Genomic DNA, 13,618 nt, shown 5'->3' on the forward strand with positions numbered 1-13,618 from the left:
GTTGTAGGTGGGACTCGTCGTTCCAGCGCCGCACAACAATCAACATTTGTGGTTGTGGGTCCCTGCTTTCGCAGGGACGACACCGAGGTTGTTGCGATGTCGTGAGTCAAACATCCGCGTTCTCGCGACATGATTGTCCGAGCTTTGCTCTTTCGTTGCGCCCTCTCCCAAACAGAGGGCGCAGGGAAAGCCGGGTGCCGATCGCACCCATGGGTCCCGTGCAACAAAAAGCACGGGAGGTAGGACCACGGGTGTAACCGGAAACATCCCGGCTTTCCCTGCGCGATGGTTTACGGCTTATACGTGCTCTCCCCGGTGAGACTAGGCTTGCTTGTCACCGTCTTCACAAGACGCGCTAGCGTTTTGTGAGAGGACACCTGCCACTAGGGCGTCGGGCCTGCACGACTTCGCCGTCCGCCGCATTGTGCAATCGTCTGTTGCGCAACTGGCGTCCACCGCATCTCACCGCAACACCCGTGACGACCGCGACGCGCCCCTCAATCGGGTGAGACCGGCGGATTGAACATCTGAGTTGGGGGAAACGCCAAGCGGAATATTTTCCGCGAAGGCCATGCAATGGGACTATTCGGAACTTAAGCCGGTTCCGTTTCCTATCATTATCCACCAAAGTTGCGGACCGGCCGAAAAAGGCCACTCGCCAAATTAATACAGCCACCAATGCAAACAGCGCCCTCAAGCTGAATAATGCTTGGTGGCGCTGCGCTAGCCCCGGAAAAGAGCAATGCTCCCGGTGACTGAATGTCGGCTAGCCGACAAATAAGGTTCAGGACGCGGCCACTCCTGTTTCAGGTCGGCGCGCGCAAGCCCGGCGATGAAATCCATTCATTGATGTTTGCAGCTACTTCAAGCTGACGGATCTTGTCTAAGAGCTTTTTCCGCGTCGAACCTGGACCGATCCGACCGGCCTCGGTTTGAAGCCGCGTCTTTTCGCTTGTGAGTCGTTCGTGCAGTGTCGGGGATTTGTTGGCCATAGTTGCTCCTTCCAGTGCTGGGCGGGAGCGTTACCGAACTCTCAGTCACCGATATTGGCCAGAAGGCATCGCGGCGATGTAGAGACTAGGCGCCCATTGCGCCGGCAATGCAACACAATTCGAAACTCCGTTCACTCCAAAGGCCCCACGAAAACTCTCAATTTGAGGACAACAGGTACCCATGAGCATGACGGCAGATGATGAACCGGCGGTCTTGCCAAAAATGAGCAGGTAGGCCGTGTCCGCTATGGACAGTTCGCCGCCATCGGATCGAAAATTCACCTGAAGGCAAACGCAGCATTCTTCGTGACGCGCACAAGAAGCCATCTTGAGGGCGATTTCTGCGGCCCCTGCAGGTGGCGCTTGCGCCCGAATACCGCGAAACGTCGGCATCCGGAGTTCTCCTGTCGTTTCTTCCGAGGGGTGCAGCGGCGGCCTCACACCACCTTCCGCGCCGCCGCCGTCGCCGCATCACCCGTGTTCGGCGTCCCCGTCGGCTCAATCAGCAACAGATGCACCTCCTCCCGCGCCACGGGCCGATGCTCGACACCCTTCGGCACGATGAACATCTGCCCCTGCTTCAGCGTCACGGTGCGGTCGCGCAGCTCGATGTCGAGTACGCCTTTCAGGACGAGAAAGAAGTCGTCGGTGTCGTCATGCTTGTGCCAGACGAACTCGCCCTGCACCTTCACCACCATGACGTCGCAGGCGTTGAATTGCGCGACGGTGCGCGGTGACCAGTGATCGGAGAATGTCGATAGTTTCTGCGAAAGATCGATCGCGTCGTTCATGATGCCTCCGGGTCCGGGCCAGATTGCCGGACTCGTTAGCTCAGCCGCGCGATACACTCAATGCACGCCCCTTAATCTCTCCGGATACGTCGTCGGCTTGTGCTGCCCGTTCCGATCGCAAGGCGCCTCGCCGTTGGCGGCCTTCCGCGCCAGCAGTTCCTTTTCGGCCTGGTACCAGAGCTGATCCATCTTGCCGGGCGGTTCGCCGGCGTCCTTCCACAATTCGTACGCGCGGGTCCTGATCTCCTGCTCGGACGGTCCTGGCATGGGCGGCTCCCTCAATTTGAGAATTCAAACTGTTCGAGAGTGGAACTAGCAGCATAGCGCAATGTTCCAAGCGGAACCAGACGGTGCGTCATCATCCCAAAACCCCGTTCCGATTGAATCGGAACGGGGTTCTGGATTTCTGTTTTGAGGCGCTTTTCCTTACGTGAACCGGAATCCACTTCGCTCGAAAACGCTCAAGCGCCGCCCGATCTCAGCTCCCCTTCGGCGGCATCGGGATGATCATCGAGACGCTCTGCTGATACTTGACATAGGCCTGGCCGTGAAAATTCACGAGGTCGCGCTCCTCCAGCAAGATGCCGATGAAGATGTAACCGGTGGTCGCGACTGCAAACAGCAGGTGTCCGACGGTCATCGTCGGCGTGGACCAGAACGCCAGCAGAAAGCCCAGATAGATCGGATGACGGACGAACCTGTAGAACAACGGTGTCCTGAAGCTCGGCGGCTCCGCCACAGATCCTTGCGAATGGGCGTAAACCTGCTGAAGCCCGAACAGATCGAAATGATTGATGAGGAACGTACCGAGCAGCACGACGCCCCAGCCGATCCAGAAGATGGCATTGAGCGTGGCAACGCCTGCCGGCGCGCTGACGGACCAGACTTCGCCGGTCAGCGGACGCCATTGCCAGAACAACAGGATCAGGATCAGCGAGGTGAACAGCACATATGTGCTGCGCTCGACGTAGCTTGGCACAAATCCGGTCCACCAGCGCTTGAAGCCCTGCCGAGCCATGACGCTATGCTGTACCGCGAACAGACCGAGCAGCACGACATCGACAATGAATGCTTCGGTGAGCGAGCCGGCTGCGCCACCGTGATCAATCGATTTGGGAACGACGATGTTCCCGACGAAGCCAATCGCATACAAGAAAGTCAAAAGAAAAAGGATATAAGAAAGCACTCCATAAACCAGCGCGGGCATAACTGCCTCCGTGTGTCACAGGGCAGCGCTCTTAGGCACAATGAGTGCCGCACCGAGGCTGCACCACCGGCACTATATGACAACGGAACAGGCGCGCCAATCGGCTTGCCCGGAATTGGGGGAGCCGGCACGGTTAGTCGCCCTTGGGCTCTCAGCCGCTCGGGTTCTTCGCGGCCCCGAGGATCGTCCCTACTCCGCCGCCTGCCGCACGTGGCGCGCCGTGGGGTTACGCATCGTCACCAGTTCTTCCGAGGCGGTCGGATGCAGCGCGATGGTGGCGTCGAAATCGGCCTTGGTCGCCTTCATCTTCACCGCGATCGCGACCGCTTGCGTGATTTCGGCGGCGGCATCGCCGACGATGTGGCAGCCGAGCACGCGGTCGCTCGAACCGTCGACCACGAGCTTCATCAGCACGCGGGTGTCACGGCCGGACATCGTCGCCTTGATCGGGCGGAAATCGGTCTTGTAGATGTCGACGTGGCTATACTGCGCCCGCGCCTCTTCTTCCGTGAGGCCGACGGTGCCGACCTCGGGCTGCGAGAACACCGCGGTCGGGATCGTCGCGTGGTCGACCTCGACCGGGCGCTTGCCGAACACGGTGTCGGCAAAGGCATGGCCCTCGCGGATCGCGACCGGGGTCAGATTGGTGCGGTGAGTGACGTCGCCGATCGCGTAGATGTTGTCGACCGAGGTTTTGGACCAGCCATCGACCTGGATGCCGCCATTGGCGGGGTTGATGGCGACGCCGGCGGTCTCCAGCCCGAGATTGGCGACATTGGGATGCCGGCCGATCGCGAACATCACCTGGTCGGAGGCAATGCTCGAACCGCTGGACAGATGCGTGGTGAAGTCCTTGCCGTGCTTGTCGACCTTCGCCACCGTGCAGCCGGTGATGATGGTGATGCCGCGCTTCTCCATCTCGGCCCGGACGTGCTTGCGCACGTCCTCGTCGAAGCCGCGCAGGATGTTGTCGCCGCGGTAGATCACGGTGACGTCGGAGCCGAAGCCGGCGAAGATGCCGGCGAATTCGAGCGCGATGTAGCCGCCGCCTTGGATCACGATCCGCTTCGGCAGCTCCTTCAGGTGAAATGCCTCGTTGGAGGAGATCACGTGCTCGATACCGGGAACGATCGGCCCGTGATTGGGTGCGCCGCCGGTTGCGATCAGGATGTATTTTGCCGTCACCTTCTCGCCGGTGGCGAGGCGGAGGGTGTGGGCGTCCTCCAGCACCGCGCGGGTCTTCACGATCCGCGCGCCTGACTTCTCGACATTGGTGGTGTAGGCGCGCTCGAGCCGGGCGATCTCCTTGTCCTTGTTGGCGACCAGCGTCGCCCAGTCGAAGGAGACCTGACCGATGGTCCAGCCGAAGCCGGCCGCATCCTCGATCTCATCGTGGACGTGGCTGCCGATCACGAACAGCTTCTTCGGCACGCAGCCGCGGATCACGCAGGTGCCGCCCATCCGGTACTCTTCGGCAACCATGACCTTGGCGCCGTAATTGGCGGCGATGCGGGCGGCACGAACGCCGCCCGAACCGCCACCGATGACAAACAGATCGACGTCAAACTCGGCCATCTTTGTACCCAACGTTAACGGCTCCGCCGAAAATCGGCTCTTACGACTGCCCCCTCATCCTGAGGAGCCCGCAAAGCGGGCGTCTCGAAGGATGTAGGCCACAGAAGGGGCCTCATGGTTCGAGACGCGCTCCGCGCTCCTCACCATGAGGGTCTAAGGCAAGCCCGCCTAGATATCCTTGCCGCGCTTCTTCATCTCGGCCTTGAACTGGGAGTTGACGATCACGCCAAACTGCTGCGCCCACTGCTGCATATATTGCAGCGAGCCGTTGATTGCCTGGGGTTCCGCGGTCAAAAGTTTCTGTCCGAGCGGCGTCTTGTAGAAAACCACGAGATCCTTCAGCTCCTGCTCGGTGAACTCGGAGGCGTAGATCTGCGCCATGCCCTCGCCGATCTCCTTCTCGCTGCCGCCGAACTGCTTGGCGACGACGAGCGCGACCTCGTTGAGGTCTTTCTGATAGTTGAGGTACTGCTGCAGCAGACCGGTCTTGGTCTTCTCGATGATTCCCGGAACGGCGCCGGTGTACATCGCCGCCACGTTCTTCATCGCCAGGATTTCCTTGGCGGCCGCAATCGCCGCGGGGGTCGACTGCTTGACCTGGGGCATGGGGGGCAATTGCTGCTGCTGTGCCATTGCGGATGCGGTCGCGAAGGCCAGTCCGGCCGCCAGGGCCACAGCCGACAAAAGTCCCGAAAAACGCTTCATTCCAAGTCTCCTTGCTTGCGGCGTCATCGCCGTTCAACAACCCGAATTCCCTGTGCGCCGGCCAGAACGGCGCGGCTCGCCAGCCCGATGAACAGGCCATGTTCAACCACGCCCGGAATCACGCTGAGCAAACCGGCGAGAAGCGGCGGGTCGCCGATCCGGCCGAGATGGGCATCGACGATCCAGTGGCCGCCATCGGTGACAAAAACGTGACCGTCCTTGCCTTTACGGATGACCATTTGGCCGGACACGCCGGCCTGCGCGAACGCTCGCGCCATCGCGGCCTGCGTCGCGGCGAGCCCGAACGGGATCACCTCGACCGGCAGCGGAAAGCGGCCGAGCATGTCGACCCATTTGCTGTCGTCCGCGATCACGATCATGCGATCGCTGGCGGCTGCCACGATCTTCTCGCGCAACAACGCGCCGCCGCCGCCCTTGATCAGATTGAGCGCCGGGTCGATCTCGTCGGCGCCGTCGATGGTGAGATCGAGATGATCGATCTCTTCCAGCGTGGTCAGCGGAACGCCGCAGCGGACCGCATCCGCGCGGGTCGCCTCCGAGGTCGGCACGCCGATCACCTTCATTCCGGCGCGGACCTTCTCGCCGAGCAGCTCGACGAAATGCTTGGCGGTCGATCCGGTGCCGAGCCCGAGCTTCATGCCCTCGCGCACCTCTTCGAGCGCGCGCGCCGCCGCCTGGCGTTTCAGTGCGTCCATGTCCACGTGCCGATAGCCCCTTGCGTTGCGGGCGCGCCATTGGGCGGCCCCGGCGGGCGCATATCTAGCGTCGTTTTGCGGGCAGGAATAGCACCAACAGGAGACCGTCCTTAGTCGGAAATTGCGTCCATCGCGGCCAAAATCGCCGAAAAGCGGTCTTCGACCTCGGCCCGCATCCCGGGATGGGTGAAAATATAGAGCTGGTCGTCGCGGATCGCGGTCAGGACGCGGGCCGCAACCGAAGCCGGATCGAGACCGGCTTCCAGGCGGCGCGAGATCTCGGCGACGATCGCGGCCATCGGGCTTGCCGGATCGAGCTGGCGGGTCGCGCCGTAATGCTCCGGGCGATTGCGCCCGCTCTCGCCGATCCGGGTCCGCACATAGCTCGGACAGAGCACGCTGACGCCGATCCCGAGCGGCCTGAGTTGCACCGCGAGCCCCTCCGATATGGCGACGACGGCGAATTTGGTTGCCGCATAGGGGCTGAGACCGAGCCCGGCATTCATTCCCGCCATCGATGCCGTGTTGACGATATGGCCGCCCTCGCCGTGGCTGCGAATGTGCGGCAGGAAGGTCCTGATGCCGTGCACGACGCCCATCAGATTGACGTCGACCACCCAGCGCCAGTCGTCGACCGAGATCGGGTCGATGCCGCCGCCGGCCGCGACCCCGGCATTGTTGCAGAGGACATGGATCTTGCCGAAGGCGAGGAACGAGGCTTGCGCTGCGCCGTCGACGCTGCCGGCGTCGGCGACGTCGCAGACGACGCCTTGAACGTCCGCGCCGCTGGCGCGCAACGCTTCGACGGCCTTGTCCAGCGCGCCGGTCTCGATGTCGGCGAGCATCACCTTCATCCCCTCGCGGGCGAAGGCGGTTGCCATGGACAATCCAATTCCGCTGGCCGCACCGGTGACAAAAGCGGCTTTTCCGGCAAGTTCCCGCATCGCAGCCTCCCCAATTTCATGACGCGCCGACATCTACTCTTGCATCGCAGCGCCCGGCCCGATAGCCAAAAGCATCATGCCCGCCTCCTCTCCCCCCATCGTCGTATTCGATCTCGACGGCACGCTGGTCGACACCGCGCCTGATCTGATCAGCGCGCTGAACTACGTGCTCGACCGCGAGGGTCTGCGGCCGGTGCCGCTGTCGGCGGCGCGCAACATGATCGGCGCCGGCGCGCGCAAGCTGCTCGAACGCGGGCTCGAGGTGGATGGACGTTCGGTCAGTGTCGCCGACCTCGACCGCCTGACCAGGGATTTCGTCGACTATTACGCCGAGCATATCGCCGACGGCTCGCGCCCGTTCGACGGGCTCGAAGCGGCGCTCGACCGGCTCGCCGCAAAGGGCCATCGCTTCGCGGTCTGCACCAACAAGCTCGAGTGGCTGTCGAAGCTGCTGCTTGATCGGCTCGGTCTGACGCCGCGCTTTGCCGCGATCTGCGGCGCGGACACTTTCGGCATTGCTAAGCCCGATCCGACGTTCCTGCGCGAGACGGTCGCCCGCGCCGGCGGCCGGCTCCCCGGCGCCATCATGGTCGGCGATGCCGGCCCCGATGTCGGGGTCGCCCGGCGCGCCAGCGTCCCGGTAATCGGCGTCGATTTTGGCTATACCGACGTCCCGATGACGGAGCTGAAGCCGGACCGGCTGATCAGCCATATGCGCGATCTGCCGGACGCCGTCGCCAGCCTCAGCGCGGCATAAATCTTTCGCAACGCATTGATATCGCTCGGTAATATTTTGCCATGCGATTTTGCTGTTAACCATCCTTTAACGAGCAGGCCTGGCGCTGTTGCGCCCCTGTTTCGACGCCCCTATGGTCCGCCCGGGGATTGTGGCTGATTGCCGCAGTAGAGTGTGGATCATGCGTCGTATCATCGTGATTGCGGCCGCCGGGCTGAGCCTGGCCGGCTGCTCCTCCTTCTCGTTGGATTCGTTCAAGTCGGCGCCGCCGCCGATGCAGGTGCAGCTGGATTCGACGCCGCAGGGCGCGGACGCCGTGACCTCGCTTGGACCGGGCTGCAAGACGCCCTGCACCGTGTCGGTCCCGGCGCCGGAGGCCAACTTCTCCGTCACCTTCAACATGCAGAAGTTCCAGCCGGCGACGGTGCCGGTGACGGTGACCCGCACGCCGGGCGACTTCACGAGCCCAACGACGACCACGCTCGATCCGAGCCCGGTGGTCGCCGAGCTGCAACCCGCGGGCCCGCCGCCGCGTGCGCACAAGCCGAAAAAGAAGAGGCCGAAGCCGGCTGCCGCCGCGGCTCCTGCCGCTGCCGCTCCGGACTCAGCCTTCCCCGCCCCGAACGCACCGCCGCCGCCGGCCGCGGCTCCGACGCGCTAGCACGCACGGCTACGCAGATTTGCACTGCACAAGAGCCCGGCCCAAAGCCGGGTTTTTGTATTTGGCGCAGACACATCGGCGATTGCGATCAGGCATCACGCGATATGTCTCACCTATCGCGTGGGAATTTGTTTTTGCAGGTTGCAGGTCATCCCTTGGAACGCATTGTGACGGCGTGCCAACATGCATAGATTGTCCGTGCAGAGCCCGTCACGGCTCGGCACGCCCGGAACGGGTTGCAAGAATCGGGTTGCAACAAACGGGTTGCAAGACTTGAAGACTTGAACGAAGGCTTGGGTTGAATGAAGGCTTGGGTTGAATGAACGGATCCACGCAGGCGCATCCTGACACGCTGTTTCGTCCGATGATCGATCCGTTCGGCCGGACGATCCGATACCTGCGCGTCTCCGTCACCGACCGCTGCGACCTGCGCTGCTTCTACTGCATGTCAGAAGATATGACCTTCCTGCCGAAGGCCGATCTGCTGACGCTGGAAGAGCTCGACCGTCTCTGCTCGGCCTTCGTCGCCAAGGGCGTGCGCAAGATCCGCCTCACCGGCGGCGAGCCGCTGGTCCGGCGCAACGTGATGGGCCTGGTGCGCTCGCTGTCGCGCCATCTGACGACCGGCGCGCTCGACGAATTGACGCTGACCACCAACGGTTCGCAGCTCGCGCGCTTCGCCCAGGAGCTGGCCGATTGCGGCGTGCGCCGCGTCAACGTCTCGCTCGACACGCTCGACCCCGTAAAGTTCCGGGCCATCACCCGCTGGGGCGACATCGACAAGGTGCTGTCCGGCATCGAGGCGGCGCGGTCGGCCGGGCTCGCGGTCAAGATCAACGCGGTCGCGCTGAAGAACATGAACGAGGACGAGATCCCCGCCCTGATGGAATGGGCACACGGCAAGGGAATGGGCCTGACGCTGATCGAGGTGATGCCGATGGGCGACATCGGCGAAGGCCGCATCGATCAGTACGTGCCGCTGTCGCTGCTGCGCGCGCGGCTCGAGAAGCACTACACCCTGACCGACCTTGCCGACGACACCGGCGGCCCCGCCCGCTATGTCCGGGTCGCCGAGACCGGCGGCAAGCTCGGCTTCATCACGCCGATGACCCACAATTTCTGCGAATCCTGCAACCGGGTGCGGATCACCTGCACCGGCACGCTGCACACCTGCCTCGGCCATGAGGACGCCTCCGACCTGCGCCGGCCGCTGCGCGCCTCGCCGGACAACGACCTGCTGTCGGCGGCGATCGACCGGGCGATCGGGCTGAAGCCGAAGGGGCACGACTTCATCATCGACCGCCGCCACAACCGCCCGAGCGTCAGCCGCCATATGAGCGTGACCGGCGGCTAGGATTACCGACGCGGCCGGCCCGGGCCGAAATCCGCTTGAATATCAACAAACTTCCAATTGACGGCGGAGCCTCCCGCTGGTTTGGTGCGCTCGCTTCATGCTAGCTCGGCCGGACAGGCCGCTGCGCCCCCGCAGGCGCGGTCAAGACTGCTGAAGCCCACGTGGGAGGACTATCGTTGCAATCGCTCTTGAAATTGAGCCGCGGGATCGACGCGTTCACGCGCTGGACGGGAAAGCGTCTGGCTTGGCTAATCCTTGCTGCCGTGATCATCTCCGCGATCAATGCGATCGTCCGCAAGACCTTCGATATGTCCTCGAATTCCTGGCTGGAGCTGCAGTGGGTGCTGTTCAGCATCGTCTTCCTGCTGTGCTCGCCCTGGACCTTGCTCGACAATGAGCACATCCGAATCGACATCGTGAACAATCTTCTGCCGAAGCGCGTGCGCGACATGATCGACGTGATCGGGCACGTATTTTTCCTGCTGCCGCTGTGCATCGTCATGATCGTCACCGGCGGCCCGTTCTTCTGGCGCTCCTACCAGATCAACGAGCAGTCGGGCAACGCCGGCGGCCTGCCGCAATGGCCGGCCAAGTCGCTGGTCATCATCGCATTCGCATTCCTGTTCGTTCAGGGCATTTCCGAGTTGATCAAGCGTATCGCGGTGATGCGCGGGCTTATTGCCGATCCGCACGCATCCCAGGTGACGGCGATCGAAGCCGAAGTCGAGCACCTCGTCGAAGCGATCGAAAAGCGCTGATCGTCGGTCGCGATCGCAGGGGGATTGAATGACTGCTTTTCTTATCGAGAACATGGCGCCGATTATGTTCGCGTCGCTGGTGGTCATGCTGCTGCTTGGCTACCCCGCGGCCTTTTCGCTCGGCGCGGTCGGCCTGATCTTTGCCGTTGTCGGCATTCAGCTCGGAGAGTTCCGGCCGGATTTCCTGCAAGCACTGCCGGAACGCGTCTACGGCGTGATGAACAATGACACGCTGCTGGCGATTCCGTTCTTCACGTTCATGGGGCTAGTGCTGGAGCGATCCGGCATGGCGGAGGATCTGCTCGACACGATCGGGCAGTTGTTCGGGACCATTCGCGGCGGGCTCGCCTATGCGGTCGTGTTTGTCGGCGCCCTTCTGGCGGCAACCACCGGCGTGGTTGCGGCCTCGGTGATCTCGATGGGCCTGATCTCGCTCCCGATCATGCTCCGTTACGGCTACGACCGCCGCATGGCAACCGGCATCATCGCGGCGTCCGGCACGCTGGCGCAAATCATTCCGCCGTCGCTGGTGCTGATCGTGATGGCCGACCAGCTCGGCAAGTCGGTCGGCGACATGTACGAGGGAGCGTTCATTCCGGGGCTGGTGTTGGCCGGCCTCTATGCCGGCTACGCATTCCTCGTGACCGTGATATTCCCCAAGGCGGCCCCCGGCCTGCCTGCCGAGGCGATCGGCTTTCGCGAGAAGGACGGCAGCCGCGGTCTCCGGTCACTCGGCGCATTGTTCGTCGCCAGCTGCGTGTTCGGCTGGTCCATGATGCGCAATTCGGATACACATGGCGCCGACTTCGTCGTGCTCAGCATGTTCTTCGGCATATTGTTCGCGTTCTTCGTCGCGGTCGTGAACTGGGTTCTCGCCAGGGTTACCGGCTTCCGCTTCCTTTCCGCGATGGCGCAGCAAACCACCTTCGTGATGGTCCCGCCGCTGTTCCTGATCTTCCTCGTGCTCGGCACCATCTTCATCGGCATTGCCACCCCGACCGAGGGCGGTGCGATGGGTGCCGCCGGTGCCTTGATCCTCGGCGCGTCCAAGCGCCGGCTGAGCTGGGATCTGGTGCGCCAGGCCGTGGAATCGACGGCGAAACTTTCGGCTTTCGTTGTCTTCATCCTGGTCGGCGCGCGCGTCTTCTCGCTGACTTTCTATGGCGTCAACGGCCACGTCTGGGTCGAACACCTCCTGACCTCGCTGCCCGGCGGGCCAGTCGGCTTCCTAATCTTCGTCAACGCGTTCGTGTTCGTGCTCGCCTTCTTCCTCGATTTCTTCGAGCTGGCCTTCATCGTGATCCCGCTGCTCGGACCGGCCGCGGAAAAGCTCGGCATCGACCTGATCTGGTTCGGTGTGATTCTCGGCGTCAACATGCAGACCTCTTTCATGCATCCGCCGTTCGGATTCGCATTGTTCTATCTACGTTCGGTGGCGCCCAAGGACTCCTATCTCGATCGCGTGACCCGCAAGCGCATGGAGCCGGTCACGACTGGCCAAATCTATTGGGGCGCGGTGCCGTTTGTCGTGATCCAGGTCATCATGGTCCTGCTCGTCATTCTGTTTCCATCGATGGTCATGCACTACAAGGGCACCGCATCCACCATCGATCCCAACTCCGTCAAGATCGAGGTCCCGCAGATTGATCTGCCGCCGCTGGACTTTGGACAGCCAAAGAACTGATCGTTCGACACCGGCCGTCTCGTGACCGCAGACCGGCCGGCCTGTCCGCAAGACCGGGGGCTTGATGTTGGCAGCTGCAGTCGTCGCAATTTTCGTGATCGTCTACGCGGCGATTGCGCTCGAGAATCCGATCAAGGTCAACAAGTCTGCGTCGGCTTTGCTCGGCGTCGGCGTGATGTGGTCGGTTTATGCGATCTGGGGCGGAGATCCTGCCCTGATCGACAGGCAGCTCAGTGAATCGGTCGCGTCCACCGCGCAGATCGTGTTCTTCCTGATCGGAGCCATGACGATCGTCGAAGTGATCGATGCCCACAACGGCTTCGAGGTCATTACGTCGCTAATCAATACCAGGAGCCAGGTCACCCTGATGTGGCTGGTCGGCTTCGTCACGTTCTTTCTCAGCTCCGTGCTCGACAACCTGACGACCACGATCGTCATGATCTCCCTGATGCGGAAGCTGCTCGACCGCCAAGACGACCGGTTGTTCTTCGCCGCGATGATCGTGATCGCTGCCAATGCCGGCGGCGCCTGGTCGGCAATCGGCGACGTCACCACAACCATGCTGTGGATCGGAGGCCAGATCACCCCGATCGCGATCGTCAAAGGCGTGTTCCTCGCCTCCTTGGTCAACCTTGTCGTGCCGTTGTTGGTCGTCAGCGCGTCGTTGCGGGGAAAAGCGGTGGTAGCGCCGGAGCGGCAAACGCAATCCGCTTCCATCAGCACGTTCGAGCGTAATGTGATCTTCTACCTCGGCCTTGGCATTCTCATCATGGTTCCGGCATTCAAGGCGGCCACGCACCTGCCGCCCTTCATGGGGATTCTATTCGGGCTCGGCATCCTCTGGACGGTCGGCGAACTGATCCATCGCGGCAAGCAGGAGGATGAAAGGAAGCGCCTGACGCTCGTTCATGCCCTGACCAGGATCGACATGGGTTCGATCGTTTTTTTTATCGGGATATTGTTGGCCGTGGCCGCGCTCGAGCACACGCATGTTCTCGAAATGCTGGCCAAATGGCTGGATGCCACCTTCGGACGGCTGGACGTCATCGTGGTGCTGCTCGGTCTGCTCAGCGCGGTCATCGACAACGTTCCGCTAGTAGCGGCCTCGATGGGCATGTACAGCCTGGGCCAGCATCCGCCCGACAGCTTCCTGTGGGAGTTCGTGGCCTACTGCGCCGGCACTGGCGGGTCGATCCTGATCATCGGCTCGGCCTCGGGTGTCGCTGCAATGGGTCTCGAGAAGATCGAGTTCTTCTGGTATGCGCGTCGCATCAGCGGGCTTGCGCTATTGGGTTATTTCGGCGGCGTGGCCGTCTACATCGTGCAGTATTGGCTGGTTCACTGACGGGCAGCAGCTCTTCGCACGCAGATCGAGCTGTCGCTGCTCGATTTCAGGCAACCGAAGCAGCAGCCGGGATCAACCTTTCGGCATGCCTCGCCGGAGCGAGGCTTGCCGCGACCGTTGACGGCGGCGGCGAGTCCTGTGAAGACGCGG

At 62.5% G+C, this 13,618-nt stretch carries 15 protein-coding genes; 6 read left to right on the forward strand and 9 right to left on the reverse strand.

Features of this window, described 5'->3' with window-relative positions; genetic code table 11:
* Positions 1-806 precede the first annotated feature (806 nt).
* The 9 genes from ABIB78_RS29200 to ABIB78_RS29240 form a co-directional block, all read right to left on the reverse strand.
* A complete protein-coding gene (locus ABIB78_RS29200; RefSeq protein WP_429030747.1) occupies positions 807-992 on the reverse strand; it encodes a hypothetical protein in 186 nt (61 codons plus the stop codon).
* Positions 993-1,037: 45 nt separating this feature from the next.
* Positions 1,038-1,385, reverse strand: a complete 348-nt coding sequence (locus tag ABIB78_RS29205) for a hypothetical protein (RefSeq protein WP_429030748.1) — start codon at positions 1,383-1,385, stop codon at positions 1,038-1,040.
* A 44-nt stretch (positions 1,386-1,429) separates the two neighbouring features.
* Complete coding sequence (locus tag ABIB78_RS29210) at positions 1,430-1,783, reverse strand: cupin domain-containing protein (RefSeq protein ID WP_429030751.1); 354 nt, start codon at positions 1,781-1,783, stop codon at positions 1,430-1,432.
* Between the two features lie 57 nt (positions 1,784-1,840).
* Complete coding sequence (locus ABIB78_RS29215) at positions 1,841-2,050, reverse strand: DUF2934 domain-containing protein (protein WP_429030754.1); 210 nt, start codon at positions 2,048-2,050, stop codon at positions 1,841-1,843.
* Positions 2,051-2,261: 211 nt separating this feature from the next.
* Positions 2,262-2,990: a methanethiol S-methyltransferase gene (gene mddA / locus ABIB78_RS29220; protein ID WP_429030757.1), complete on the reverse strand. Its 729-nt coding sequence runs from the start codon at positions 2,988-2,990 to the stop codon at positions 2,262-2,264.
* Positions 2,991-3,179: 189 nt separating this feature from the next.
* Positions 3,180-4,565: a glutathione-disulfide reductase gene (gene gor, locus ABIB78_RS29225; protein ID WP_429030759.1), complete on the reverse strand. Its 1,386-nt coding sequence runs from the start codon at positions 4,563-4,565 to the stop codon at positions 3,180-3,182.
* Between the two features lie 168 nt (positions 4,566-4,733).
* The gene (locus tag ABIB78_RS29230; protein ID WP_429030762.1) at positions 4,734-5,270 is read right to left on the reverse strand and encodes a DUF2059 domain-containing protein; all 537 of its coding nucleotides are present in this window, start codon (positions 5,268-5,270) and stop codon (positions 4,734-4,736) included.
* Positions 5,271-5,293: 23 nt separating this feature from the next.
* Positions 5,294-5,992 (reverse strand): ribose-5-phosphate isomerase RpiA, encoded by a 699-nt coding sequence (gene rpiA, locus ABIB78_RS29235; RefSeq protein WP_429030764.1) that lies wholly within the window; start codon positions 5,990-5,992, stop codon positions 5,294-5,296.
* A gap of 104 nt (positions 5,993-6,096) precedes the next feature.
* Positions 6,097-6,963, reverse strand: coding sequence for an SDR family NAD(P)-dependent oxidoreductase (locus tag ABIB78_RS29240; RefSeq protein WP_429030766.1), 867 nt, complete (start codon positions 6,961-6,963; stop codon positions 6,097-6,099).
* A 43-nt stretch (positions 6,964-7,006) separates the two neighbouring features.
* On the opposite strand from ABIB78_RS29240, the gene ABIB78_RS29245 reads away from it, so the two are divergent.
* The 6 genes from ABIB78_RS29245 (at position 7,007) to nhaD (ending at position 13,468) form a co-directional block, all read left to right on the forward strand.
* Positions 7,007-7,687 carry an HAD hydrolase-like protein gene (locus ABIB78_RS29245; protein WP_429030767.1) on the forward strand — a complete coding sequence of 227 codons (681 nt, stop codon included), beginning with the start codon at positions 7,007-7,009 and terminating at the stop codon, positions 7,685-7,687.
* A 160-nt stretch (positions 7,688-7,847) separates the two neighbouring features.
* On the forward strand, positions 7,848-8,327 hold the full coding sequence (locus ABIB78_RS29250) for a hypothetical protein (RefSeq protein ID WP_429030769.1): 480 nt from the start codon (positions 7,848-7,850) through the stop codon (positions 8,325-8,327).
* 319 nt (positions 8,328-8,646) lie between these two features.
* Positions 8,647-9,681, forward strand: a complete 1,035-nt coding sequence (gene moaA, locus ABIB78_RS29255; protein WP_429030771.1) for a GTP 3',8-cyclase MoaA — start codon at positions 8,647-8,649, stop codon at positions 9,679-9,681.
* Between the two features lie 176 nt (positions 9,682-9,857).
* A complete protein-coding gene (locus tag ABIB78_RS29260; RefSeq protein WP_429030773.1) occupies positions 9,858-10,439 on the forward strand; it encodes a TRAP transporter small permease subunit in 582 nt (193 codons plus the stop codon).
* A gap of 28 nt (positions 10,440-10,467) precedes the next feature.
* Positions 10,468-12,123, forward strand: a complete 1,656-nt coding sequence (locus tag ABIB78_RS29265) for a TRAP transporter large permease (protein ID WP_429030775.1) — start codon at positions 10,468-10,470, stop codon at positions 12,121-12,123.
* A gap of 67 nt (positions 12,124-12,190) precedes the next feature.
* On the forward strand, positions 12,191-13,468 hold the full coding sequence (gene nhaD, locus ABIB78_RS29270; RefSeq protein WP_429030927.1) for a sodium:proton antiporter NhaD: 1,278 nt from the start codon (positions 12,191-12,193) through the stop codon (positions 13,466-13,468).
* Positions 13,469-13,618: the final 150 nt, after the last annotated feature.

It is taken from the genome of Bradyrhizobium sp. I1.14.4 (assembly GCF_050435825.1).
Taxonomy (GTDB): domain Bacteria; phylum Pseudomonadota; class Alphaproteobacteria; order Rhizobiales; family Xanthobacteraceae; genus Bradyrhizobium.

Excerpts from the sequence above, each read along its gene's own strand:
- ABIB78_RS29200 (WP_429030747.1), bottom strand. The coding sequence starts at position 992 with ATGGCCAACAAATCCCCGACACTGCACGAACGACTCACAAGCGAAAAG.
- ABIB78_RS29205 (WP_429030748.1), bottom strand. The coding sequence starts at position 1,385 with ATGCCGACGTTTCGCGGTATTCGGGCGCAAGCGCCACCTGCAGGGGCC.
- ABIB78_RS29210 (WP_429030751.1), bottom strand. The coding sequence starts at position 1,783 with ATGAACGACGCGATCGATCTTTCGCAGAAACTATCGACATTCTCCGAT.
- ABIB78_RS29215 (WP_429030754.1), bottom strand. The coding sequence starts at position 2,050 with ATGCCAGGACCGTCCGAGCAGGAGATCAGGACCCGCGCGTACGAATTG.
- mddA (WP_429030757.1), bottom strand. The coding sequence starts at position 2,990 with ATGCCCGCGCTGGTTTATGGAGTGCTTTCTTATATCCTTTTTCTTTTG.
- gor (WP_429030759.1), bottom strand. The coding sequence starts at position 4,565 with ATGGCCGAGTTTGACGTCGATCTGTTTGTCATCGGTGGCGGTTCGGGC.
- ABIB78_RS29230 (WP_429030762.1), bottom strand. The coding sequence starts at position 5,270 with ATGAAGCGTTTTTCGGGACTTTTGTCGGCTGTGGCCCTGGCGGCCGGA.
- ABIB78_RS29240 (WP_429030766.1), bottom strand. The coding sequence starts at position 6,963 with ATGTCGGCGCGTCATGAAATTGGGGAGGCTGCGATGCGGGAACTTGCC.
- ABIB78_RS29245 (WP_429030767.1), top strand. The coding sequence starts at position 7,007 with ATGCCCGCCTCCTCTCCCCCCATCGTCGTATTCGATCTCGACGGCACG.
- ABIB78_RS29250 (WP_429030769.1), top strand. The coding sequence starts at position 7,848 with ATGCGTCGTATCATCGTGATTGCGGCCGCCGGGCTGAGCCTGGCCGGC.
- moaA (WP_429030771.1), top strand. The coding sequence starts at position 8,647 with ATGAACGGATCCACGCAGGCGCATCCTGACACGCTGTTTCGTCCGATG.
- ABIB78_RS29265 (WP_429030775.1), top strand. The coding sequence starts at position 10,468 with ATGACTGCTTTTCTTATCGAGAACATGGCGCCGATTATGTTCGCGTCG.